This is a genomic window from Cereibacter sp. Soil_C_27 (assembly GCF_057657095.1).
Window position 1 is genome coordinate 300352 of sequence record NZ_JBDGJD010000002.1, and the last position, 21976, is coordinate 322327.

Genomic DNA, 21976 nt, shown 5'->3' on the forward strand with positions numbered 1-21976 from the left:
AATACTTTGGTCGCAAGTCAACGGAAATCTGGCGCGGCACGGCAGGCTGGATCGGCGCTCCCCGCTCTGCTAGCCGTGGGCGACACGGGAGGCGCGACATGCTGACTTTGACGGCGGCAAGCTCGGAACTGCTGGTGATCGACGCCCAGACGCGGCTGATGCCCGCTATCGATGACGGGGCGGCGGTCGTGCTGCGCCTCGGCCATCTGGTGACGGCGGCCAACCGGCTCGGCGTGCCGGTGCTGGCGACCGAGCAGAACCCTGCGAAACTCGGGCCGACCGTGGCGGGGCTGTTGCCGCCCGGGACCGAGGTGCTGGAGAAGATGAGCTTCGACGCACTGGCCGAGCCCGCCATCGCCGACCGGCTGGCGGGCGAGCGCGCCGTGGTGGTGGCAGGCTGCGAGGCGCATGTCTGCGTGCTGCAGACGGTGATGGGGCTTCTGGCGCTGGGGCGGCGGGTGCAGGTGGTGGCCGATGCCATCGGTTCGCGCCACCCGGCCAACTGCAAGGCCGCGCTGATGCGGATGCAGCAGGCGGGGGCGGGGATCGTCACCACCGAAATGGTCCTGTTCGAATGGCTGGGCAGCGCCGAGCATCCGGCCTTCCGCGAGATCGTCGCGCTGATCAAGTAGTCAGACGCGCTCCAGCCGCGCCGCCAGCAGGCCCGTCGCCCGCGTCAGGCCGAAGGTCAGCGCCGAGAGCACGACGAGCGCCGCGAACATCAGCGGCGTCTTGGCGCTGCCATTGGCCAGGAGCATCAGATAGCCGAGCCCGCGCGAGGCCCCGACCCATTCACCCAGCACCGCGCCGATCGGCGCATAGACCGCCGCCAGGCGCAGCCCCGAGGCCAGCCCGGGCCGCGCTGCGGGCAGGCGGATCAGCCAGAGCAGCCGCCCCCGCCGCGCGCCCATCACCTTCGCCAGATCGAGAAGCTCCGCCGGGGTGCGCAGCAGCGCGTCGAGAAAGGCCGAGGCGACCGGGAAGAACACCACCAGCACCCCCGTCGCCAGTTTCGAACCGAAGCCGTAGCCGAGCCAGAGCGTCAGCAGCGGCGCGAGGGTGAAGATCGGCACGGTCTGCGAGAACACCAGCACCGGGCGCACCAGCCGCAGCGCCGTTTCGGACCAAGCGAGCCAGAGGCCGAGCAGCACCCCCAGCGCCGCGCCGCAAATCAGGGCGGCGAGCATCTCGGCGAAGGTCACCAGCCCGTGCGCCGCCAGCATCGCCCGGTTCTGCCACAGCGCCGCGCCGATCTCCGACGGCGCGGGCAGCAGGAAGCGGGGGACGCCGGTCAGCTGCACCAGAAGCTGCCACAGAAGCAGGGCGGCGATCAGCGGCAGGGCGGCGCGGGTCATGCGGCGAGCAGCCGCGCCAGAAGCTTGGCCTGCGCCTGCAGCAGCGCAGGGGCGGTGGCGTCGCGTGGCGGCGGACCTTCGGGGGCTGCGGCCTCGGTCAGACCGGCGCGCGTCAGGATCAGGATGCGCTGGCCCAGTCGGGCGGCCTCGGCGGCGTCATGGCTGACCATCAGCACGGTGCGCCCCGTGAGCAGCCGCGCCGCCAGCGCCTGCATCTCGCTGCGGGTGCGGGCGTCGAGCGCCGAGAAGGGCTCGTCGAGCAGCACCACCGGGCGATCCTCCATCAGCGTCCGCGCCAGCGCCAGCCGCTGCCGCTGCCCGCCAGAAAGCTGCCCGGGCTTACGCCGCTCCATTCCCGCCAGCCCGACCTCGGCCAGCAGCCGCAGGGCGCGGGCCGGGGCGGCGCGCTCGCCGCGCAGCCGGGCGCCGAGGCAGATGTTGTCGAGCGCCGTGGCCCAGGGCAGCAGGAGGTCGGTCTGCGCCATCAACGCGACGCGGCCCGCCAGCGGCTGCCCGTCGCTTGCGCCATAGCCGCCCGAGACCTCGGCGCGAGAGAGCCCCGCAAACAGACGCAGGATCGTGGTCTTGCCGACCCCCGAGGGGCCGAGCAGCACCGTCCAGCACCCGGCCTCGGCGCGCAACGACAGCGGGCCGAAGAGCGCGCCGCCGCCGAAGCGCGCGCTGCCGTCGAGCCAGAGGCCGGGAGGGGTCACTCGGCCACCGGGGGCAGGGTGAGCGCCAGATCCTCCACCGGTTGCGGCGCGGGGATCAACCCCGCCTCGGCGAGGAAGGCCGAGAAGGCGCTGTAACGTTCAGCGTGAAGCTCTGCCGGATGGGGGGCGAAGAAGGGCACGGTGTCGACCCAAGCCCGGGCGTTCAGCTCGTCCTGCAGCTCCGGCGCGGTCGCCGAGAAGATCTGCCACGTAGCCTCGGGGTCGGCGGCGATGTCGGCGGTGGCCTTTTCGGTCGCGGCGAGGAAGCGGGCGATGGCGTCGCCGTTCATCGTCTCGGGGTTGGCGACATAGACCAGCTCTTCGTAGCTCGGCACACCGACCTCCTCGACCGGGAAGCAGCGGCCGGGGCGCTCTTCGATCTCCATCTGGTTCAGCTCGAAATTGCGGAAGGCGCCGATCACCGCATCGACCTGCCCCGACATCAGCGCGGGCGACAGCGACCAGTTGACGTTCACCAGCTCCACATCCGCAGGCGTCAGCCCGGCCTTCGCGAGGATCGCGCCGATCAGCGCCTCGTGGATGCCGCTGACCGAAAAGCCGATGCGCTTGCCGCGCAGGTCGCCGATTTCCTGCACCGGGCCGTCCTGCAGCACCAGCAGGCAGTTCAGCGGCGTGCCGATCAGCGTGCCGACCCGGCGCAGCGGCAGGCCCTCGGCCACCATCAGATGCAGCTGCGGCTGGTAGCTGACCGCCAGATCCGCCCGCCCCGCCGCCGCCATCTTCGGCGGATCGGCCGGATCGGCGGGCGGGATGATGGTCACTTCCAGCCCGCGCTCGGCGAAATAGCCCTTCTCCTGCGCGACGATGATCGGCCCGTGGTCGGGGTTCACGAACCAGTCGAGCATGACGGTGAACTCCTCCGCCGTAGCGGGGGTGGCGAGGAGGAGGGCGGCGAGGGCGAGAGATTTCATGCGGGATCCTTCAACGGGTCGCCCATGGCGACGAGGGCAAGGGGGAGGGTGGTCAGCCCGGCCAGACGCTCCGCCCCATGCCAGGAGCGCAGGCCGGAGCGGCAGACGAGGCAGAGGCGGGTTGCTTCGGCGAGACGCTGCGCCGGCAGGCTGCGTAGCGTTTCGGGCAGGGTCTCGACGCTGCTGCGCAGGGCCGACGGATGGGCCAGCGGGGCCTCCTCCTCGCGGCGCAGGTCGAGGATCAGGTCGCCGGGCAAGAACTCCGAGGTGGCGATGAAGCGGGGGGCGTGTTCGGGCTCCGGCGCGCCGTCGAAGCGGAAGCCGCCGAAGCGGAAGCGCCCGCCATCGACGGTGACGAGCTGGCCCAGCGGCGAGGGCTCGGCCTCGGTCAGCACCGCCAGCGCCATCTGCGCCTGCAGCGCGCCGACGAGGCCCACCACCGGCCCCAGCACCCCGGTCTCGGCGCAGCTGCCCATGCGCTGCGGCAGGTCGGGAAACAGCGCCCGCAGTGAGGGCGCGCCGCCGCAGAAACCTCCGGCATAGCCCTCGCGCCCGGTGACCGAGGCCAAGAGCAGCGGCAGGCCTTGGGCTTGGCAGAGGTCGGAAAGGGTGTAGCTCGCGGCAAAGCTGTCGGCGCAGTCGAGTACCAGATCGCAGCCTTCTGCCAGCGCTGCGGCATTGGCCGGGTCGAGCGCCACGCCGCAGGGCTCCACCCGCACCTCCGGGTTCAGCGCGGTCATCGCCGCGGCGGCGGCCTCGGCCTTGGGGCGGCCGAGATCCTCCATGCGGAACAGGGTCTGGCGGTGCAGGTTCGACAGGTCCACCCGGTCGGGATCGACGAGGCGGAGGAAGCCCACGCCCGCGCCGACCAGATAGTGCAGCACCGGGGCGGTAAGCCCGCCCGCGCCGACCACCAGCAGCCGCGCCCGGGTGAGCCGCTCCTGCGCGGCGGCGCCGAAGCCCGGGAGGGCGATCTGGCGGGCGTAGCGGCTCATGCGCAGGCCGCGAGCCAGGCGCGCATCCGCGCCTCGGGATCGGCGTGTCGCGTGATGTCGGTCACCGCCGAGACCACATCCGCCCCGGCGGCGAAGACCCCCGCCGCGCGCTCCACGCTCATGCCGCCGATGGCGATCAGGGGAATCGCGCCGATCTTTGCCTTCCACTCGGTCAGCCGCTCCAGCCCCTGCTGATGCCATCTCATCTGCTTGAGGATCGTCGGGTAAACCGGCCCCAGCGCAACATAATCCGGCTGGAGCGCCAGCGCGCGGGCAAGTTCGGCCTCGTCATGGGTCGAGACGCCCAATCGAAGCTTGGCGCGGCGGATGGCGGGAAGGTCGGCGGTGTCCAGATCCTCCTGACCCAGATGAAGCCAGTCGGCGCCCTCCTCGATGGCGATGCGCCAGTGGTCGTTCACCACCAGCGCCGCCCCATGCCTGCGGGCCAGCGCCAGCCCGGTGCGGATCTCGGCGCGGGTCTCGGCCTCGGGGCGGTCCTTCACCCGGAGCTGCACCAGCTTCACCCCCAGCGGCAGGGCGCGGGCGAGCCAGTCGGCGCTATCGAAGATCGGGTAGAAACGTGGCAGGGTCATGCGAGGAAGGCCTTTCCGAGGACGGGGGTGGAGGGGGCGGCCATGTCGCGCGGCTCGATCGGATCCGCGGCGCGGGCCAGCACCCCGGCCTCGATGGCCAGCGCGAAGGCGCGCGCCATGGCCACGGGATCGCCCGCCTTGGCGACGGCGGTGTTCAGCAGCACCGCGTCGAAGCCCATTTCCATCGCCTCCGCCGCCTGCGAGGGCAGGCCCAACCCGGCGTCGATCACCATCGGCACATCGGGAAAATGCGCCCTGAGCGAGCGCAGCGCATAGCGGTTCAACAGCCCCAGCCCGGTGCCGATCGGCGCGCCCCAGGGCATCAGCACCTCGCAGCCTGCGTCCAGCAGTCGGTCGGCCAGCACCAGATCCTCGGTCATGTAGGGAAAGACCTGAAACCCGTCCCCAGTCAGGATGCGCGCCGCCTCGACCAGACCGAAGGGGTCGGGCTGCAGCGTGTCGCTGTTGCCGATCACCTCCAGCTTGATCCAGCGCGTGTCGAAGAGCTCGCGCGCCATATGGGCGGTGGTGACCGCCTCCTTCACCGAATGGCAGCCGGCGGTGTTCGGCAGCACCGGGATACCGAGCCCGGCGATGATCTGCCAGAACACCATCCCGGCCCCCGATCCCGCGCCTTCGCGCCGGACTGAGACAGTGGCGACCGCGGCCTTCGAGGCGCGGAAGGCCTCTTGCATGAGCGCGGGCGAGGGGTAGAGCGCGGTGCCGAGCAGGAAGCGCCCGGCGAGTTCGGTGCCATAGACCTGCATCTCAGCCTCCTTGGGTGGGAATGACGATCTCCACCCGGTCGCCCGGCTGGAGGGGATGGGACGTGCGGGCGGCGACGGGCACGAAGGCCTCGTTCACCGCCGTCGCGCATTTGGTCGCGGCGAGCCCGCGTTCCTCGAGCAGCGCGGCCAGCGTGGCAGCGGCGCTCTCGATGCTGTCGCCGTTCAGGGTCAGACGGGTCATGCAGGCAGAGCCTCCTCGAGCAGGGCGTTGCGGCCTTCCAGAAGGTGATCCGCCGCCATCCGCGCCAGCGCAGGCGCCATGAGATAGCCGTGGCGATAGAGGCCGTTGAGGCAAAGCCTGCTACCCGCGTGGCGCAGGCGCGGCAGGTTGTCGGGGAAGGCGGGGCGGGCGTCGTGGCCGATCTCGACGATCTCGGCCTCGCCGAAGGCGGGGTGGAGTGCATAGGCCGCGGTCAGCAGCTCCAGCACCGAACGGACCGAGGCGCGGTTGCGCTCGGCGCTTTCGATCATTGTCGCGCCCAGCATGAAGGTGCCGTCGCCGCGCGGCACGATGTAGACCGGGATGCGCGGGTGCAAGAGGCGCACCGGGCGCGACAGGGTGATCTCGGGCGAGTGCAGGACCAGCATCTCGCCCTTCACGCCGCGCAGGTCGGGCAGGATGTCCCGCGCCGCCGTGCCGCGACAGTCGATGACGCTGCCTTCCGCCGCGCTGTCCGTGGTGAAGCGCACCCCCAGTTCCTTGGCCCGCGCCACCAGCGCGGCCAGCGCCGCCTGCGGGTCGAGATGCGCCTCTTCGGCGAAGAACAGCCCGCGCGAAAAGCGGCCGGCCAGCAGCGGCTCGATCTCGGCGACCTCCTCGGCGCTGAGCAGGCTATGCCCGGTGGTGCGGCGGGCGAAGCGGTCAAGCTCCGCCCGGTCGCGCCCCAAGGCCACCACCAGCGTGCCGTTGCGCGTGACCTCGGCGCCTTGCGCCTGCCACCAGTCGACCGCCTTCAACCCTTCGCTGACCACGATCTCTTCCGCCGTCTCGCCCTCGCAGCGCGGAGCGAGCATGCCGCCCGCCCACCAGCTGCATTGATGCGGGCCGGGCAGGCCGAGCGGATCGTGCACGGTGACGGTGGCACCGCGCCGGGCGAGCTCCACCGCCGTGCAGAGCCCCATGACGCCCGCGCCAAGGATGTGGTGATCGGTCATTGCCAAACCTCATGAAAATGGTGAACGGGACCGTGGCCCGCACCGATGCCCAGACGGTCGGCTGCGGCGATGGCGGCATGCAGCCAGCCATGGGCGCGGGTGATCGCCTCGGGCAGCGCAAGCCCCCGCGCCAGCCCGGCGGCGATGGCGGAAGACAGCGTGCAGCCGGTGCCATGGGTGTTGCGGGTTGCAAGGCGGGGGGCGGAGAAGCTGAGGATGCGCCCGTGCGTCATCAGCCGGTCGGTGCAGACGGGGCCCGGGGCATGGCCGCCCTTCATAAGGACAGCGTGAGCGCCAAGCTCCCGCAGCGCATGGCCCTGGGCGATGATCTCGTCCGGCGTGGCGGCCTCGGGCTGGCCGAGCAGGCGCGCGGCCTCGGGCAGGTTTGGGGTCAGCAGCGTGGCGCGCGGCAAGAGCAGCGCCCGCAGGGCTGCGATGGCCTCGGCCCGCAGCAGCACGTCGCCGGATTTCGCCACCATCACCGGGTCGAGCACCACCGGCCCGGCGTAACCCGCCAGCGCCCCGGCCACGGCCTCGATGATCTCCGGCGTGGCGAGCATGCCGATCTTCACCGCATCGGGCGGGATGTCGTCCAGACAGGAGGCGATCTGCGCCGCGACCAGCGCGGGGTCCAGCCCCGCCACCGCCTGCACCCCGAGCGTGTTCTGAGCGGTGATCGCGGTCAGCGCCGAGGTGCCGTAGACGCCGAGGGCGGAAAAGGTTTTCAGATCGGCCTGGATGCCGGCACCGCCGCCGGAATCCGATCCGGCGATGGTCAGGGCCACCGGGCTGCGCAGGTCTGTCTCTTCGGGCATCGGCCCCTCCATCGCGACACGGAGGGGGAGGGGCATGGGGCATTCTGCTGTGCAGACTCGGCCTGACCCTTCCGTTCCCTCCGCCGGTATTAACCGGATCAGGTTCGATGGGTTAGCTTTCGCCTCTCAGCCCTTGCGGGCACCCCAACGGAATGGAGAAAGGCTAGCGGCAGGTTTTCCTGCGCGCAAGCCCCGTTCTGCCGCACCCTGTCGCCGGGCGCGGGCGGTCAGTCCACCATCTTGTCGGCGAAGAGCGCCCAGTCGGCCTCGGTGAAGCTGTCCTTGGCGAAGTTGCGCTGGTGCCAGTAGGGGTAGAGCATCGGGATCGCCGAGACCTCGTTCAGCCGGGCCAGTTCCGCCTCGCTTAGCTTCAGCCCGACCGCCCGGAAGTTGGCGGTGAACTGCGCCTCGGTGCGCCCGCCGATCACTGCCGAGCTGACGGCGGGACGGGTCAGCACCCAGGCCAGCGCCACCTGCGCCGCCTCGACCTCATGCGTTTCGGCGATCTCCACCAGCACGTCGACGATGCGCCAGAGCCGATCCTCGTCGCGGATCGGCGGCTCGCTCCAGCCCTTGGCCTGCCGCGACCCTTCGGGCGCGGGTTGGCCGCGCCGGTGCTTGCCCGACAGAAGCCCGCCCGCCAGCGGGCTCCAGACCAGCACGCCGAGCCCCTGATCGACCGAGATCGGCAGCAGCTCGTATTCCGCCTCGCGTGCCTCCAGCGTGTAGTGGATCTGCTGCGTCACGAAGCGGTGGCGCCGGTCGCGCTCGGCCGCGGCCATCGCCTTCATCACGTGCCAGCCCGAGTAGTTCGAGCAGCCGATGTAGCGCACCTTGCCGTGGTTCACGAGCGTGTCGAGCGCCGCCATCATCTCGTCCACCGGGGTCGCGCCGTCCCATTCGTGCATGTAGTAGATGTCGATATGATCGCGCTTCAGCCGCTTCAGGCTGCGCTCGCATTCGCGGATCAGCGCATAGCGCGACACGCCCCGGTCGTTCGGCCCGTCGCCCATGGGCATCCGCGCCTTCGAGGTCACCAGCACCTCGTCGCCCCGCCCGGCCAGTGCCTCGCCGAGGATCTCTTCGGCGAGCCCGGTCGAATACATGTTCGCCGTGTCGAAGAGCGTCACCCCGTTGTCGATGCAGAGATCGGTCAGCCGTTTCGCTTCGGACACGCCCTGCGAGCCCACCATGCCGAAGGGCCCCGCGCCGCCGAAGGTGAAGGTGCCCATGGTCAACGCCGACACCTTCAGCCCCGAACGTCCCAGTCTGCGGTATTCCATCGTCATTCTCCTGCTGCGTGGGGTCGGGATGGTAGGGCCGCGGCGCCTCGTTACCAGAGCGGAGTGCCCGTCTGTCGCCCTGCCGCCCCATCCGCATAACTTTGCAAGGGTCCGCAGGACGCGGCGCCTTGCAGCTTGCGGCCATATGACCGCATATTCGCAGCGCCGATGCGGCGCATCCTCGCGCCTGAGCGCCGGGAATGAGAGGCTTCGATGAAACCGCCCCGCGTCAGCAGTTCCTTTACGGTTCAGATCCTCGTCGCGGTGCTCCTGCTCTGCCTCGCCGGGATCTCCGGGGCGGCCTATCTGCTGTTCTCCGCCATCGAACGTACCGATGCGGAGGCGAGTGCCCGGCAGATGCGGTTCGCCGCCAGCGGCCTTGCGGCGGAAGCGCGCGAGTTGCCGAAGCAGCAGCAGGGCTCGACCATATGGGACGAGGCGGTGGAACGGGTGCGGGCCGGAGACCGGGGCTGGATCGCAGCCAACCTGGGCGTCTGGCTCAATGAATTCTACGACATCGATCAGACCTATGTTCTCGCTCCCGACGGCACCCCCGTCTACGCCTCGGTCGGACGCAACAGCGTGCCGCCCGCGCATTATGCCGACGTCGCCGCCGAGCTTCAGCCGGTGGTGGACCGGCTGCGCGCCACGATGCGCAGCGTGAGCTTCGATCCCGTGAACTCGACCGGGGCCATCGCCGATCTCGCGCAGGTGGAGCTCATCACGCTGAGCGGGCAAGTCGTCTTGGTCAGCGCCGTGCCGATCGTGCCCGAAAGCGAGGCGATCGCTCAGGCGCCGGGGACGGAGTTCGTGCATCTCGCCCTGCAACTGAGCGATGCCGCCATGGCCACCCGCGTCGCCGCGCCCTACGAGCTGTCCCTGCCGGAATTCGTCGCGGCCGCACCTGCCGACCCGGATCGTATCGGCGTGCCGCTGTTGGACCAAGAGGGCCGGGCGCTCGGCTGGCTGACGTGGAACCGCGACCGGCCCGGGCTGCGGATGATCCACGCCATGCTGCCCGCCATCGCGCTGATGGCGCTGCTGGGGCTCGGGCTTCTCGCCTTCCTGCTCGCGCGCCTCGCCGTCGCCTCGCAGAAGCTGCACCGCAGCGAGGCGCAGGCGCGGCATCTTGCCTTCCACGATGGGCTGACGGGCCTGCCCAACCGCGCGCTTTTTGACGATCGGTTGTCGCAGGCGATGCTGCTCGCCGGCCGCAAGGGGCCGCCGGTCTCGCTGCTCAGCGTCGATCTGGACCGCTTCAAATACGTGAACGACACGCTGGGACATCCGGCGGGCGACGAGCTGGTGCGGCAGGTGGCGGGTCGTATCCGCGCCTGTCTGCGGCAGGGCGACACCGTGGCGCGGCTGGGCGGCGACGAGTTTGCCGTGATCCTGATGGGCATGGGCGAGGAGGGCCAGCTCGGCCAGTTCTGCAAGACGCTGATCGACCGGCTGTCGCAGCCCTATTTCCTCGGCGCAGGCGAGGCGCATGTGACGGCGAGCGTCGGAGCGGTGCTGGCCTCCTCGGTGCAGGGCGGGGCGGACGAGGCGCTGCGCAATGTCGATGCCGCCCTCTACCGCGCCAAGCACGAGGGCCGCGCCCGTTACAGCATCTTCACCCGCGAGATGGACGACATCATGCGGCGCCGCCACGCGATCGAGCGCGAGTTGCGCAGCGCGCTGGAGGGCGGCGATCAACTCGAGGTGGTCTATCAGCCGATCTTCGACGAGGACGGCACGCTGCTCGGTGCCGAGGCCTTGGCCCGCTGGGCGCATCCGACGCATGGCGCGCTGCCGCCCGAGGTCTTCATCGGCATCGCCGAGGAGCGCGGGCTGATCCACGCGCTCGGGCTGCGGGTGCTGGAGAAGGCCTGCCGCTGCGCCGTCGCCGCGCGGCTGCCGAAGATCGCCGTCAACGTCTCGCCGATCCAGCTGCGCGACGAGGGCTTCGCCCGCAGCGTGCTCGAGGTGCTGGCCCGCACCGGCCTGCCGCCCGAGCGGCTGGAGCTGGAACTGACCGAGAAGATCGCGCTCGACTATGGTGGCACCACGCGGCAGGTGCTGGCGGCGCTGCATGCGGCGGGCGTGTCGATTGCGCTCGACGATTTCGCCACCGGCCAGTCATCGCTGCACCATGTCCGCGACTTCAGCGTCGACATGCTCAAGATCGACCGCAGCTTCACCCACCGGCTCGGCAGCGGCGATGGCACCGACGAGATGGTGCAGGCGATCCTCGATCTGGCGCGGGCAATGCGGGTGGAGGTGACGGCCGAGGGGGTCGAGACGCCCGCACAGCGTGAACGGCTGCTGGCGATGGGCTGTCACCGCTTTCAGGGCTTCCTCCTGGCACGGCCCATGGAGGCGGGGCGTCTTGTCGAACTGTCCGCGGTCAGCCGCAGCGCGCGGCAGAAGTCGCGCTGAACCTCAGCGGCGGCCGCGCCCGGTGGCGAAGCTGAGCCCGGCAAGCCAGCCCATGACATAGCCGCCCAGATGCGCCTCCCACGCCAGCCCGCCGCCGAGGAAGACGAAGAGCGCGACGTTGGCCAGCATCAGCCCGGCCACGGTGCCCAGCAGCGGGCGCAGCGGCATCTGGCGGCGGCGGCGCGTTGCGAACTCCCAGGCATTCCACAGCCCGAAGAAGCCGAAGGCCGCCCCGGAGGCGCCGATCATCGGCCCGTTGGTGGTGGCGATCAGCCCGAAGGCCGCGCCGCCCGCGATGGCCGAAAGCAGGAACACCAGCAGCGTCTTCACCGCTCCGATCCGCGCGGCGATCATCTTGCCCAAGGACAGCAGGATCACCGCGTTCATCGCCAGATGAAGGAAGCCGCCATGCAGGAAGGCATGGGTGGCATACATCGTGATCGTCTGCCCCGAGAAGGCGGGCAGCAGATCACCCGTCGCCAGTGGCTGCCAGAAGGCGCCGTAGAGATAGGCGAGGCCGCGCCAGTCCGCCTGCCCGAGCAGTCCCGCATCCGAGGCGCTGAGCAGCAGCTCGATCACTGCCATGACGCCGATCAGCGCCCAGAGAAAACCGGGCGCGCCGCTTTGCAGCAGCGGCTCGGACGGTGGCGGGCGATGGCGGTCGGGAAGGGCTTGGGTCATGCCCGTTGAAATAGGTCGGCGCGGCGGCAAGCGAAAGAGCCGGCGCGTCTCAGGCAGATAAACTTCGGTTAAGACCGGGGTAACCACCTCTGCAAGGATGACGCGTGGGCGGCCCGCAACTGCAGGGCGAGCAACACGCATAGGTTGCGATAGCCGGCAAGTCCGGAAAAGTTCCCGAGGAATCGCAGTCTCGCGCATATGTGAGGAGGGATGGCCGGATTGGCTTTGCAGATATGGGTTTAGCCGCATGCTGCGGTGCAATGCACGACATTCCTCAGGTATTGTTGACCGAAGTGCAATTCTCGCCATGCGGGTGCATCTGGTCACTACCGATTCAGACATGCACTTACAGACAACTACCCAAGGTTTAGCAATTCTGTGAAAAACATCTCACAGCCGATTAACCCGCCGGTTCGCCTCTCGGAAATCGGTTCTTTTTTGCAGGAGTTATAAGATGCCCCATTCCGTTGACCTCCATGTCGGCAAACGCATTCGCCACCGCCGCTGGATGATGGGTCAAACCCAGTCGCAGCTCGCAGAAGCGACCGGGATCAAGTTTCAGCAGATCCAGAAATACGAAAGCGGCGCGAACCGCGTCAGCGCCTCCCGTCTGTGGGAAATCGCCGGAGCGCTCGGCGTCTCCATCGGCTTCTTCTTCGAAGGGCTGGAAGGCGAGCAGGATGCCTCGCGCGTCACCACCGATTTCGCCGGCGAGCGCGAAGCGATCGAGCTGGTGCGCACCTATTACGCGATCCCCGAAGCGCAGCGCCTGCGTCTCTTCGATCTCGCCCAGGTGCTGAGCGCGGCCTGAGCTGCGCCCGAAGACCGGGAAGCCTGCATTTTCAGGCCGCCCGTCAGATCTCTACCAGAGCCCCCCGCGCCGCAATTACCTGCGCCGCGGTGCGGGCTCCGGCCCTGACGGCTTCGGACAGCGGCTTGCCGTCCAGATGCGCCGCCAGAAACCCCGCGTTGAAGCTGTCGCCCGCCGCCGTGCTGTCGACGACCGCCGTCACCGGCTCGGGCGCATGGCGGGCGACCTGCCCCGCGTCCAGCGTCAGCATCTCGTCGCCGCCATTCTTCACCACCACCAGAGCCGCGCCCGCCTCGGCATAGCGCTCTGCGGTCGCTTCAAGCGAGGCGTCGCCGAAGGCCGTCGCCTCATCCTCATGCGAGGGCAGGGCGATGTCGCAGAGGGCCGCGGCCTGCATGACCGTGGCGCACATCGTTGCCGTGTCGGGCCAGAGCCGTGGACGCAGGTTGGGATCGAAGACCACCAGTGCCCCCGCCTCCCGCGCCCCGGCGATGGCCGAGAACAGCATCGGGCGGTCTTCCGGCTCGACGATCGCCAGCGTGATGCCGGAGAGATAGACGACCCCCGCACCTTCCAGCGCCGCCGCCAGCCGTGCCGGATCGCGGGCCAGCAGCCGCGCCGCGCTCTGGCTGCGCCAGTAGGAGAAGCTGCGCTCGCCGTCGCGCAGCTCGATCAGGTAGAGCCCCAGCGTCCGCTCGGTCAGTCGCGCGACATGACCGGTGCCAATGCCGTGGCTCGCCAGAAATTCCAGCATCCGGTCGGAAACCGCGTCGCTGCCGACGCAGGTGGCGTAATCGACGACCCAAGCGGGCAGGGCGCGGCGCAGATACCAGGCGGTGTTCAGCGTGTCGCCGGCAAAGCCCATGGCGAAGGTGCCGGGCTGGCCGGTCGGGGCCATTTCGACCATCGCCTCTCCGACAGCGACGAAACGGCGGATCAAAGGTCGGGTTGGCATGTCGGCTCCTGGGCAAAATAGGCTTGGTTGTCGGCGCGGATGCGCTCGATCTGCTGCTTGATCCGGCTGAGGTGCAGGCTCATGCAGTGCATGGCGCGGGGCGCGTCGCGGGCAGTCAGCGCCTCGAGGATGGCCACATGGTCGCCGAAAGCATCCTGCGAGGCGAAGGCCAGCGACAGGAAGCGCACGCGGTCCATGTGGGATTTGTTTTCGCGGATGATCTCCCAGGCAAAGCCGCAGCCCGCCCTCTCGCAGATCTCGCGGTGAAACTGGTCGTCCAGCGCATGAAACCCCACCGGGTCTTCCGCCTCCATCGCCCGGCGCTGTGCGTCGAGCACGTCCTGCAGCGCCTCGTGGTCCGCCGGGGTCAGCCGCTCGCAGGCGATGCGCAGCGTGTGCTCCTCGATGGCGGAGCGGATGAAGCGCGCCTGCATCACGGCCGCGGTCGAGATATGCGAGACCGTCGTCGCCCGCTGCGGGCGGATCGACAGGAAGCCGAGCTTCGACAGCCGATAGAAGGCGTCGCGCACCGGCTGGCGCGAGACACCCATCTGCCGGGCCACGTCGACCTCCGAAAGCTTGGCTCCGGGAGGCAGTTCGAGCGCCAGAATCTGCGCGCAGAGAGCATCGAACACCTGATCCGCGACCGAAGGCCGAACCAGCGGATCAAGGCTGCGCAGTTGAAACACCTCGGTCATGTCCTCTCCGTTGACAGGATTTGGATACTAGCATATTAGTCTATTACGGCGCCGAAGCGCCACAGATATTTCAGTGCTTGACGCAGGGAGGGGGCGAATGGCAATGGGCTTGCTCGACCCGGATCGTTTGTTTCCGACCGACGGCCGCGCGCGGACGCTGGCGCGCGCGCTTTACGAGACGGTGCAGGCCCTGCCCATCGTCAGCCCGCATGGCCACACCGATCCGCGCTGGTTCGCCGAGAACGCCGCATTTCCCGATCCGGCGCAGCTCTTCGTCACCCCGGACCACTATGTCTTCCGCATGCTGCATTCGCAGGGCATCCCGCTGGAGGCGATGGGCGTCCCGCGTGTCGATGGCGGCTGGACCGAGACGGATCCGCGCAAGATCTGGCGCCTCTTCGCCGAGAACTTCCACCTGCTGCGCGGCACGCCCTCGCGCATGTGGCTCGACCACGCCTTCTCCGAGGTCTTCGGCCTGACCGAGCGCCTTTCCGTCGCCACCGCCGACGCCTCCTACGACCATATCGCCGATTGCCTGACCCGCCCCGAGTTCCGCCCGCGGGCGCTGTTCGAGCGGTTCAACATCGAAGTGATCGCCACCACCGAAAGCGCGCTCGACGACCTGCGCTGGCACCGGATGATCCGCGACTCCGGCTGGTCCGGCCGCGTCGTCACTGCCTACCGCCCCGATGCGGTGGTGGACCCGGAGTTTGCCGGCTTCGCCGAGAATGTCGCCGCCTTGGGCGATCTGACCGGCGAGGATACCGCGACCTGGCAGGGCTATCTCGCTGCCCACCGCGCCCGCCGCGCCTATTTCAAGGAGTTCGGCGCGACCTCGACCGACCACGGCCACGCCACTGCCCGCACCGAGGATCTGCCGCAGGCCGAGGCCGCGGCACTCTTCGCCAAGGCGCTGGCAGGCGCCTGCACGGCCGAGGAGGCTGACGCCTTCCGCGGCCAGATGCTGACCGAGATGGCGCGCATGAGCCTCGACGACGGGCTGGTGCTGCAGATCCACCCCGGCAGCTACCGCAACCACTCGCAGCCGGTGCTGGAGAAATTCGGCCGCGACAAGGGCTATGACATCCCGACCCGCACCGATTACGTCCGTGCGCTGCGGCCCTTGCTGAACGCTGTGGGTGCGGACCCGCGGCTGTCGGTGATCGTCTTCACGCTCGACGAGTCTGTCTATGCCCGCGAACTCGCCCCGCTGGCCGGTGTCTATCCGGCACTGAAGCTCGGCCCGGCCTGGTGGTTCTTCGACAGCCCCGAAGGCATGCGTCGCTTCCGCGAGACCACGACCGAGACGGCGGGCTTCTACAACACCGTCGGCTTCAACGACGACACCCGCGCCTTCTGCTCGATCCCCGCCCGGCACGACGTCGCGCGACGGGTGGATTGCGCCTACCTTTCGACCCTCGTCTGCACCGGACGTCTGGACGAGGACGAAGCCTTCGAGGTCGCCCACGACCTCGCCTACCGACTTGCCAAGCAGGCCTATCGGCTCTGACAGGCCGGAATATTCATCTGGGAGGAGAGACCACATGACCTATGCCAAGACCCTGACTGCCGCGCTGCTGGCCAGCGCCGCCTTCGCGGCGCCCGCCTTCGCCGATTGCGAGATCACCATGCGTTCGTCCGACACCCACCCCGACGGCTATCCGACCGTCGAGGCGGTGAAGTTCATGGCCGAGAAGGTCAAGGAACGCACCGAGGGCCGGATCTGCATCGAGGTCTTCCCGTCGTCGCAGCTCGGCGAGGAGAAGGACACGATCGAGCAGACCCAGTTCGGCGTCATCGACATGGTCCGCGCCTCCTTCGGCTCGTTCAACGACATCGTGCCGGAAGCGCAGCTGCTGTCGCTGCCCTACCTGTTCCGTTCCGAAGACCACATGCACAACGTCATGGACGGCCCGATCGGTGACGAGCTGGCCGAAGCCTTCGCCGAGCACGACCTGATCGCGCTGGCCTATTACGACGGCGGCTCGCGCAGCTTCTACAACAGCCAGAAGCCGATCACCTCGGTCGAAGACCTCAAGGGCATGAAGTTCCGCGTCATGCAGTCGGACGTCTTTGTTGACATGATGGCAGCCCTCGGCGCCAACGCCACCCCGATGCCCTATGGCGAGGTCTATTCCTCGATCCAGACCGGCGTCATCGACGGGGCCGAGAACAACTGGCCGTCCTACGACAGCTCGGGCCACTTCGAGGTCGCCAAATACTACACGCTCGATCAGCACCTGATGGTGCCGGAGCTGGTGGCCGTGTCGAAGACCAAGTGGGACGCGCTCTCGCCGGAAGATCAGGAGATCATGCGCGCCGCTGCCAAGGAATCCGTGCCGGTGATGCGCGATCTCTGGGCCGCGCAGGAGAAGGCCTCGGAAGAGAAGGCGGTTGCCGCCGGAGCCGAGATCGTCCGCGACATCGACAAGACCCCGTTCATCGAGGCGATGGTGCCGGTCTACGAGAAATACGTGACCAGCGACGAGTTCAAGGATCTGGTCAAGCGGATCCAGGACACCCAGTAACCCACGATCGGCCCGCAGCGGATCCTTCCGCTGCGGGTGTCTTTTTCCACGAGGTCGGACGTGCAGAACAACATGCGGACGCTGGCGATCTACGCCGGCTGGCTGGCGCGTATCGCGCTGTGGATCGCGGGAACAGGGCTGGTGCTGATGACGGTCTTCGTCTTCGCGCAGGTCTTCGTCCGCTACGTGCTCAACAACAGCCTGCACTGGGCGGAGCCCGCGTCGGTGATGATCATGGGCTGGTTCATCTTCCTCGGTGCCGCCGTCGGCGTGCGCGAGGGCTATCACCTGTCGTTTGACGTGCTGCTCTATGTGCTGTCGGACCGGGTGGTGAAGGTGCTGCACACGATCTCCGACATCGTCGTCGCCGCCTTCGGCTTCGGCATGGCCTGGTTCGGCTATGATCTCGCGGCCCGCGCCATGGGCAGCCTGATGCCGGGTCTCGGCGTCTCGCGCGCTCTCGAATTCTTCCCGCTGATCTCGGGCGGGGTGCTGCTGCTCCTCTTCTCGATCGAGCGCATCCTGCGCCGCGCCGCCGGTCTGCACACCGCCCGCTTCGGCGAGGACGACCCCGAAGACACCCCTGCAAACGCCGATACCGGAGCCTGAGATGGAGCTTTACATTCTCTTCGGAAGCTTCGTCTTCCTGCTGATGATCGGCACCCCGGTCGCCTTCTGCCTGGGCGTCTCGAGCTTTGCCACCGTGCTCTACATGGGCCTGCCGCCGGTCGTGGTGTTCCAGCGCCTGAATTCCGGCGTCTCGGTCTATGCGCTGATGGCGATCCCCTTCTTCATCTACTCGGGCGACCTCATGGTGCGCGGCGACATCGCCCGGCGCCTTGTGGCGCTGGCCGGAGCGCTGGTCGGCCATCTGCGTGGCGGGCTCGGGCAGGTGAACGTGGTGGCCTCGGTGATGTTCGGCGGCGTCTCGGGTTCGGCCGCAGCCGATGCCTCGGCGGTCGGCGGGCTCATGGTGCCGCAGATGAAGGAACGTGGCTACGACGTTGATTACGCGGTGAACCTGACGGTTGTCGGCTCGATCATCGCGCTGATGATCCCGCCCTCGCACAACATGATCATCTATTCGATCTCGGCAGGCGGTCGCATCTCCATCGCCGATCTCTTCACCGCCGGCATCATCCCCGGCCTGCTCCTCGCCATGTCGCTGATGGTCGCGGCCTATTTCGTCGCCCGCAAGCGCGGTTACCCGACCGAGCCCTTCCCGGGGCTGCGGATGCTGGGCGTGATCTTCGTCTCGGCCCTGCCGGGGCTGGTGCTGGTGGCGCTGATTTTCGGCGGCGTGCGCTCGGGCATCTTCACCGCCTCCGAAAGCGCCAACATTGCCGTGGTCTATGCACTGCTCATCACCATCCTTGTCTACCGCACGCTGAGCTGGTCGGAATTCGTCCACGCCACCGTCGGCGCGGTGCGCACCACCGCGATGGTGCTGCTGGTGATCGGTTGCGCCGCCTCCTTCGGCTGGTTGCTGGCCTATCTCAAGGTGCCGACCGCCATCGTCGCCTACATGCAGACCGTGTCCGACAACCCGATCCTGATCCTGCTGATGATCAACGCCTCGCTCTTGGTGCTTGGCACCTTCATGGACATGTCGCCGCTGATCGTCATCACCACGCCGATCTTCCTGCCGGTGGCACAGGCCTTCGGCGTGGACCCGGTGCATTTCGGGGTGATCCTGATCCTCAACCTCGGCATCGGGCTCTGCACGCCTCCGGTGGGGGCGGTGCTCTTCGTCGGCTGCGCGGTGGGCAAGATCACCATCTGGCAGGCGATGCGCACGATCTGGCCGTTCTACGGCGCGGCCTTTGCCACGCTGATGCTCGTCACCTACCTTCCGGCGCTGTCGCTCTGGCTGCCCGCCCAGTTCCACTGAGGACACCGATGTATCCCACCGTTCCCACCGATCCCGGCGTCACCCGTCAGGTGCTCGCCGACGATCCCGCCCTCATGCTGGTCGGCTTCCGTTTCGAGGCCGGCGCCGAGGGCAAGTTGCACAGCCATGTGCATGTGCAATCCACCTACGTCCAGTCGGGACGTTTCCTGTTCAGCATCGACGGGGTCGAGACCGAGATCGGTCCGGGCGACAGCCTGATGATCCCGTCGAAGGCCGTCCACGGCTGCCGCTGCCTCGAAGCGGGGATGCTGCTCGACAGCTTCGCCCCCCGCCGCGACGATTTTCTCTGAAGGAGGTCCTCCATGACCCGCACCACCCCCCACGTCGAAATCCGCCACGCCACCGATCCGGTCAGCGCCCGCAGCCTCGGCACGCAGGGCCTGCGTGACGCCTTCCACATGGCTGATCTCTTCGCCGAGGGCGAGATCCGGCTGGTCTACACCCATTACGACCGCATGATCGTCGGCGGCGCCGTGCCGCAGGACAGCCCGCTGGTGCTCGACGAGGTGAAGCAGGCCGGAACCGCCAGCATCCTCGACCGGCGCGAGATGGGCATCGTCAACGTGGGCGACACCGGCACCGTCTCGGCGGGCGGCAAAAGCTGGACGATGGGCCGCGGCGACGTGCTCTACCTGCCGATGGGCGCGGGCGCCGTGACCTTCGACGGGGCAGGGCGGTTCTACATGCTTTCCGCCCCGGCGCATATGGCGCATCCCGCGCGGCTGGTGACGCTGGCCGAGGCCAAGAAGGTCAACATGGGCTCCGCCGCCACCGCGAACGAGCGCACCATCAACCAGTTCATCCATCCCGATGTGATGCCCTCCTGCCAGCTGGTCGTGGGCTACACCCAGTTCCACGGCGGGTCGGTCTGGAACACCATGCCGGCCCACCTGCACGACCGCCGTATGGAGGTCTATCTCTACTTCGACATGGCCGAGGACGCCCGGGTGTTCCACTTCATGGGCGAGCCCTCCGAGACCCGCCATTTGGTGATGAAGAACGAGGAGGCCGTGGTCTCGCCGCCCTGGTCGATCCATTGCGGCGCGGGCACCGGCTCCTACACCTTCATCTGGGCGATGGCGGGCGACAACGTCGACTACCGCGATGTCGAGATGGTGACGATGGAGGAGCTGCGGTGATCTCCTTCTCCCTGGCGGGCAAGCGCGCGCTGGTCACTGGGGCGAACACCGGGATCGGTCAGGCCATTGCCGTCGGGCTGGCCGAGGCCGGTGCCGAGGTGATCGCTGCCGGGCGCTCCTCCTGCGCCGAGACCGTGGCCCTGACCGGGGGGCGCGAGCTGCGGCTCGATTTCGCCGATCCGATGGCCGCGAAGGACGCCTTTGCCGAGCCTGTCGACATTCTGGTGAACAACGCGGGCATCATCCGACGGGCGGATTCGGTCGACTTCAGCGAGGCCGACTGGGACGAGGTGATGGACGTGAACCTGAAGGCCGTGTTCTTCACCTGTCAGGCCTTTGCCAAGGCGGCGCTGGCGCGCGGTGCGGGCGGCAGGATCATCAACGTGGCCTCGCTCCTCAGCTTTCAGGGCGGCATCCGCGTCCCCTCCTATACCGCGTCGAAACATGGCGTGGCCGGGCTGACCAAGCTTCTCGCCAATGAATGGGCCGCAAAGGGCATCAACGTGAATGCCATCGCCCCTGGCTATATCGAGACCAACAACACCGAGGCCCTGCGCGCCGATCCCGAGCGCAGCAAGGCGATCCTCGACCGCATTCCCGCCGGGCGCTGGGGCGAGGCCGCCGATATCGCCGGGGCCGCCGTCTTCCTCGCCTCTCCTGCCGCCGCCTATGTGCATGGTGCGGTGCTCAACGTGGATGGAGGCTGGCTTGCCCGCTGAGATCGGTATCGTTCATCTCGGCCTCGGCGCGTTCTTCCGCGCGCATGGCGCCGTCTATGTCGCCCGCGCCATGGAGGCCTCGGGCGGTGACTGGGGCATCCTCGGCGTCAGCCTGCAATCCCCGACTATGCGCGACGCGCTGGCGCCGCAGGGGTTCGCCTATCACGCCGTCGAACAGGGGCCGGAGGGTGAGACCATCCGCCGCCTCGACGTGATCAAGGGCATCCTCGTCGCGAAGGAAGACCCCGAGGCGGTGCTGGCCGCGATGGCCGACCCGGGGGTGAGGATCGTCAGCCTCACCGTCACCGAGAAGGGCTATTGCCACAATCCGGCGAGCGGGGCGCTGAACCCCGACCACCCGGATGTGCAGCACGATCTGGCCGAGCCGCTGCCGCGCTCCGCTCCCGGATATCTGGTCCGCGCGTTGCAGCGGCGCCGGGCGCAGGGGCTGCGGCCCTTCACCGTGCTCTGCTGCGACAACCTGCCCGAGAACGGTCGCGTGGTGCGCGGCGTGGTGCTGGATCTCGCCCGCCGCATCGACCCCGCGCTGGCCGACTGGATTGCGACCGAGGGCCGCTTCCCCTCGACCATGGTCGACCGCATCGTTCCCGCCACCAAGCCCGAAGACATCGCCCGTCTGCGCGCCGAAGGGATCGAGGACAACCTGCCGGTGATGCACGAGCCCTTCAGCCAATGGGTCGTCGAGGACGATTTTGTCGATGACGCCCGTCCCGACCTGGCTGCCGCTTCCGTGCAGCTGGTGCAGGACGTGACGCCCTTCGAGCACATGAAGCTCAGGATGCTGAACGGCACCCATTCCTCGCTGGCCTATCTCGGCTATCTCGCGGGGCACGAGACCATTGCGGATACCGTCGCCGATCCGGTCTTTGCCGCCTTCGTGCAGAAGCTCTGGCGCGAGGAAATCATCCCGGCGCTGACGCCGCCGCCGGGGGTCGATCTCGGAGCCTATGCCGATCAGTTGCTGGCACGCTACCGCAACCCGGCGATCCGGCACCGGACGTGGCAGATTGCCATGGATGGCAGCCAGAAGCTGCCGCAGCGCATCCTCGGCACGCTGGCCGAGAACCTCGCCGCCAGTCGCGCCTCGCCGGGGCTGATGCTCGCGGTAGCGGGCTGGATGCGCTATGTCTCGGGCCGTGACGAGGCGGGCCAGCCGATCGAAGTGAAGGACCCGCTGGCAGCGGAGCTCGCGCAGCGCGCCGCCGAAGGTGTGCCGGCGCTGCTGGCGCTGCGGGCGGTGTTCCCCGAAGATCTCGCCCGCGCGCTGGCGCCGGGGGTGACCGAGGCGCATGACCTGCTGCAGCGGGTTGGTTCGCGCAAGGCGGTCGAGAGCTTGCTCTGACGGAAGGCGTCCGGCAGGAGGCGCGGCGTTGCAGGCCGCGCCTAGCCTTCTTCCGGCGGGATCATCGCCACGATCTTCCGGATGCTCGTCATCCCGGCCATCCCCTCGCCTGGGAATTGC

General features: G+C 68.7%; 24 protein-coding genes and 1 riboswitch. Of the genes, 11 read left to right on the top strand and 13 right to left on the bottom strand.

Features of this window, described 5'->3' with window-relative positions; all coding sequences use genetic code 11:
- The first annotated feature begins 98 nt into the window (after window positions 1-98).
- Window positions 99-632 carry an isochorismatase family protein gene (locus AC3A5Z_RS08365; protein WP_487518912.1) on the top strand — a complete coding sequence of 178 codons (534 nt, stop codon included), beginning with the start codon at window positions 99-101 and terminating at the stop codon, window positions 630-632.
- On the opposite strand, the gene AC3A5Z_RS08370 is transcribed toward AC3A5Z_RS08365, so the two are convergent.
- From AC3A5Z_RS08370 to AC3A5Z_RS08415, 10 genes are all read right to left on the bottom strand, one after another.
- On the bottom strand, window positions 633-1355 hold the full coding sequence (locus AC3A5Z_RS08370; RefSeq protein WP_136794555.1) for an ABC transporter permease: 723 nt from the start codon (window positions 1353-1355) through the stop codon (window positions 633-635).
- Entirely contained in the window at window positions 1352-2068 is a 717-nt protein-coding gene (locus tag AC3A5Z_RS08375; protein ID WP_487518913.1) for an ABC transporter ATP-binding protein, read from the bottom strand. Before AC3A5Z_RS08375 ends, AC3A5Z_RS08370 begins: the two co-directional genes overlap by 4 nt.
- Window positions 2065-3000, bottom strand: a complete 936-nt coding sequence (locus AC3A5Z_RS08380; protein WP_487518914.1) for an ABC transporter substrate-binding protein — start codon at window positions 2998-3000, stop codon at window positions 2065-2067. Before AC3A5Z_RS08380 ends, AC3A5Z_RS08375 begins: the two co-directional genes overlap by 4 nt.
- On the bottom strand, window positions 2997-3995 hold the full coding sequence (locus tag AC3A5Z_RS08385) for a ThiF family adenylyltransferase (protein ID WP_487518915.1): 999 nt from the start codon (window positions 3993-3995) through the stop codon (window positions 2997-2999). The genes AC3A5Z_RS08380 and AC3A5Z_RS08385 overlap by 4 nt, the downstream gene beginning before the upstream one ends.
- Complete coding sequence (locus AC3A5Z_RS08390; RefSeq protein WP_487518916.1) at window positions 3992-4588, bottom strand: thiamine phosphate synthase; 597 nt, start codon at window positions 4586-4588, stop codon at window positions 3992-3994. The genes AC3A5Z_RS08385 and AC3A5Z_RS08390 overlap by 4 nt, the downstream gene beginning before the upstream one ends.
- Window positions 4585-5355, bottom strand: coding sequence for a thiazole synthase (locus AC3A5Z_RS08395; protein WP_487518917.1), 771 nt, complete (start codon window positions 5353-5355; stop codon window positions 4585-4587). Before AC3A5Z_RS08395 ends, AC3A5Z_RS08390 begins: the two co-directional genes overlap by 4 nt.
- Before the next feature lies 1 nt (window position 5356).
- A complete protein-coding gene (gene thiS / locus AC3A5Z_RS08400) occupies window positions 5357-5557 on the bottom strand; it encodes a sulfur carrier protein ThiS (protein WP_487518918.1) in 201 nt (66 codons plus the stop codon).
- A complete protein-coding gene (locus tag AC3A5Z_RS08405; RefSeq protein WP_487518919.1) occupies window positions 5554-6531 on the bottom strand; it encodes an FAD-dependent oxidoreductase in 978 nt (325 codons plus the stop codon). The genes thiS and AC3A5Z_RS08405 overlap by 4 nt, the downstream gene beginning before the upstream one ends.
- Window positions 6528-7346, bottom strand: a complete 819-nt coding sequence (gene thiD / locus AC3A5Z_RS08410; RefSeq protein ID WP_487518920.1) for a bifunctional hydroxymethylpyrimidine kinase/phosphomethylpyrimidine kinase — start codon at window positions 7344-7346, stop codon at window positions 6528-6530. Before thiD ends, AC3A5Z_RS08405 begins: the two co-directional genes overlap by 4 nt.
- Before the next feature lie 58 nt (window positions 7347-7404).
- A riboswitch (TPP riboswitch) is annotated at window positions 7405-7503 on the bottom strand.
- Between the two features lie 70 nt (window positions 7504-7573).
- Window positions 7574-8629 (bottom strand): aldo/keto reductase, encoded by a 1056-nt coding sequence (locus tag AC3A5Z_RS08415; RefSeq protein WP_487518921.1) that lies wholly within the window; start codon window positions 8627-8629, stop codon window positions 7574-7576.
- A 213-nt stretch (window positions 8630-8842) separates the two neighbouring features.
- Between AC3A5Z_RS08415 and AC3A5Z_RS08420 the strand changes: the two genes are divergently transcribed.
- Window positions 8843-11050, top strand: a complete 2208-nt coding sequence (locus tag AC3A5Z_RS08420) for a putative bifunctional diguanylate cyclase/phosphodiesterase (RefSeq protein WP_487518922.1) — start codon at window positions 8843-8845, stop codon at window positions 11048-11050.
- 3 nt (window positions 11051-11053) lie between these two features.
- Here AC3A5Z_RS08420 and AC3A5Z_RS08425 read toward each other — a convergent pair whose 3' ends face one another.
- A complete protein-coding gene (locus AC3A5Z_RS08425; RefSeq protein ID WP_487518923.1) occupies window positions 11054-11731 on the bottom strand; it encodes a rhomboid family intramembrane serine protease in 678 nt (225 codons plus the stop codon).
- A 454-nt stretch (window positions 11732-12185) separates the two neighbouring features.
- On the opposite strand from AC3A5Z_RS08425, the gene AC3A5Z_RS08430 reads away from it, so the two are divergent.
- Window positions 12186-12542, top strand: a complete 357-nt coding sequence (locus AC3A5Z_RS08430) for a helix-turn-helix domain-containing protein (protein WP_487518924.1) — start codon at window positions 12186-12188, stop codon at window positions 12540-12542.
- Between the two features lie 43 nt (window positions 12543-12585).
- Here the strand turns inward: AC3A5Z_RS08430 and AC3A5Z_RS08435 are convergent, their stop codons facing one another.
- Window positions 12586-13497 carry a sugar kinase gene (locus tag AC3A5Z_RS08435; RefSeq protein ID WP_487518925.1) on the bottom strand — a complete coding sequence of 304 codons (912 nt, stop codon included), beginning with the start codon at window positions 13495-13497 and terminating at the stop codon, window positions 12586-12588.
- Window positions 13479-14195 carry a GntR family transcriptional regulator gene (locus tag AC3A5Z_RS08440; RefSeq protein WP_487518926.1) on the bottom strand — a complete coding sequence of 239 codons (717 nt, stop codon included), beginning with the start codon at window positions 14193-14195 and terminating at the stop codon, window positions 13479-13481. Before AC3A5Z_RS08440 ends, AC3A5Z_RS08435 begins: the two co-directional genes overlap by 19 nt.
- 103 nt (window positions 14196-14298) lie before the next feature.
- Here AC3A5Z_RS08440 and uxaC point away from each other — a divergent pair, with 103 nt between their 5' ends.
- Genes uxaC through AC3A5Z_RS08480 form a run of 8 tightly spaced genes read left to right on the top strand, consistent with a single transcriptional unit; the run spans window position 14299 to window position 21856 of the window.
- Complete coding sequence (gene uxaC, locus AC3A5Z_RS08445) at window positions 14299-15705, top strand: glucuronate isomerase (protein ID WP_487519595.1); 1407 nt, start codon at window positions 14299-14301, stop codon at window positions 15703-15705.
- A gap of 34 nt (window positions 15706-15739) precedes the next feature.
- Window positions 15740-16723: a TRAP transporter substrate-binding protein gene (locus AC3A5Z_RS08450; protein WP_487518927.1), complete on the top strand. Its 984-nt coding sequence runs from the start codon at window positions 15740-15742 to the stop codon at window positions 16721-16723.
- 60 nt (window positions 16724-16783) lie between these two features.
- Window positions 16784-17332, top strand: coding sequence for a TRAP transporter small permease (locus AC3A5Z_RS08455; protein WP_487518928.1), 549 nt, complete (start codon window positions 16784-16786; stop codon window positions 17330-17332).
- 1 nt (window position 17333) lies between these two features.
- Entirely contained in the window at window positions 17334-18614 is a 1281-nt protein-coding gene (locus AC3A5Z_RS08460) for a TRAP transporter large permease (protein WP_487518929.1), read from the top strand.
- Window positions 18615-18622: 8 nt separating this feature from the next.
- Window positions 18623-18925 (top strand): cupin domain-containing protein, encoded by a 303-nt coding sequence (locus AC3A5Z_RS08465; RefSeq protein ID WP_487518930.1) that lies wholly within the window; start codon window positions 18623-18625, stop codon window positions 18923-18925.
- Window positions 18926-18937: 12 nt separating this feature from the next.
- Window positions 18938-19774, top strand: coding sequence for a 5-dehydro-4-deoxy-D-glucuronate isomerase (gene kduI, locus AC3A5Z_RS08470; RefSeq protein ID WP_487518931.1), 837 nt, complete (start codon window positions 18938-18940; stop codon window positions 19772-19774).
- On the top strand, window positions 19771-20493 hold the full coding sequence (kduD, locus tag AC3A5Z_RS08475; RefSeq protein ID WP_487518932.1) for a 2-dehydro-3-deoxy-D-gluconate 5-dehydrogenase KduD: 723 nt from the start codon (window positions 19771-19773) through the stop codon (window positions 20491-20493). The genes kduI and kduD overlap by 4 nt, the downstream gene beginning before the upstream one ends.
- The gene (locus tag AC3A5Z_RS08480; protein WP_487518933.1) at window positions 20471-21856 is read left to right on the top strand and encodes a mannitol dehydrogenase family protein; all 1386 of its coding nucleotides are present in this window, start codon (window positions 20471-20473) and stop codon (window positions 21854-21856) included. Before kduD ends, AC3A5Z_RS08480 begins: the two co-directional genes overlap by 23 nt.
- Window positions 21857-21976 lie beyond the last annotated feature (120 nt).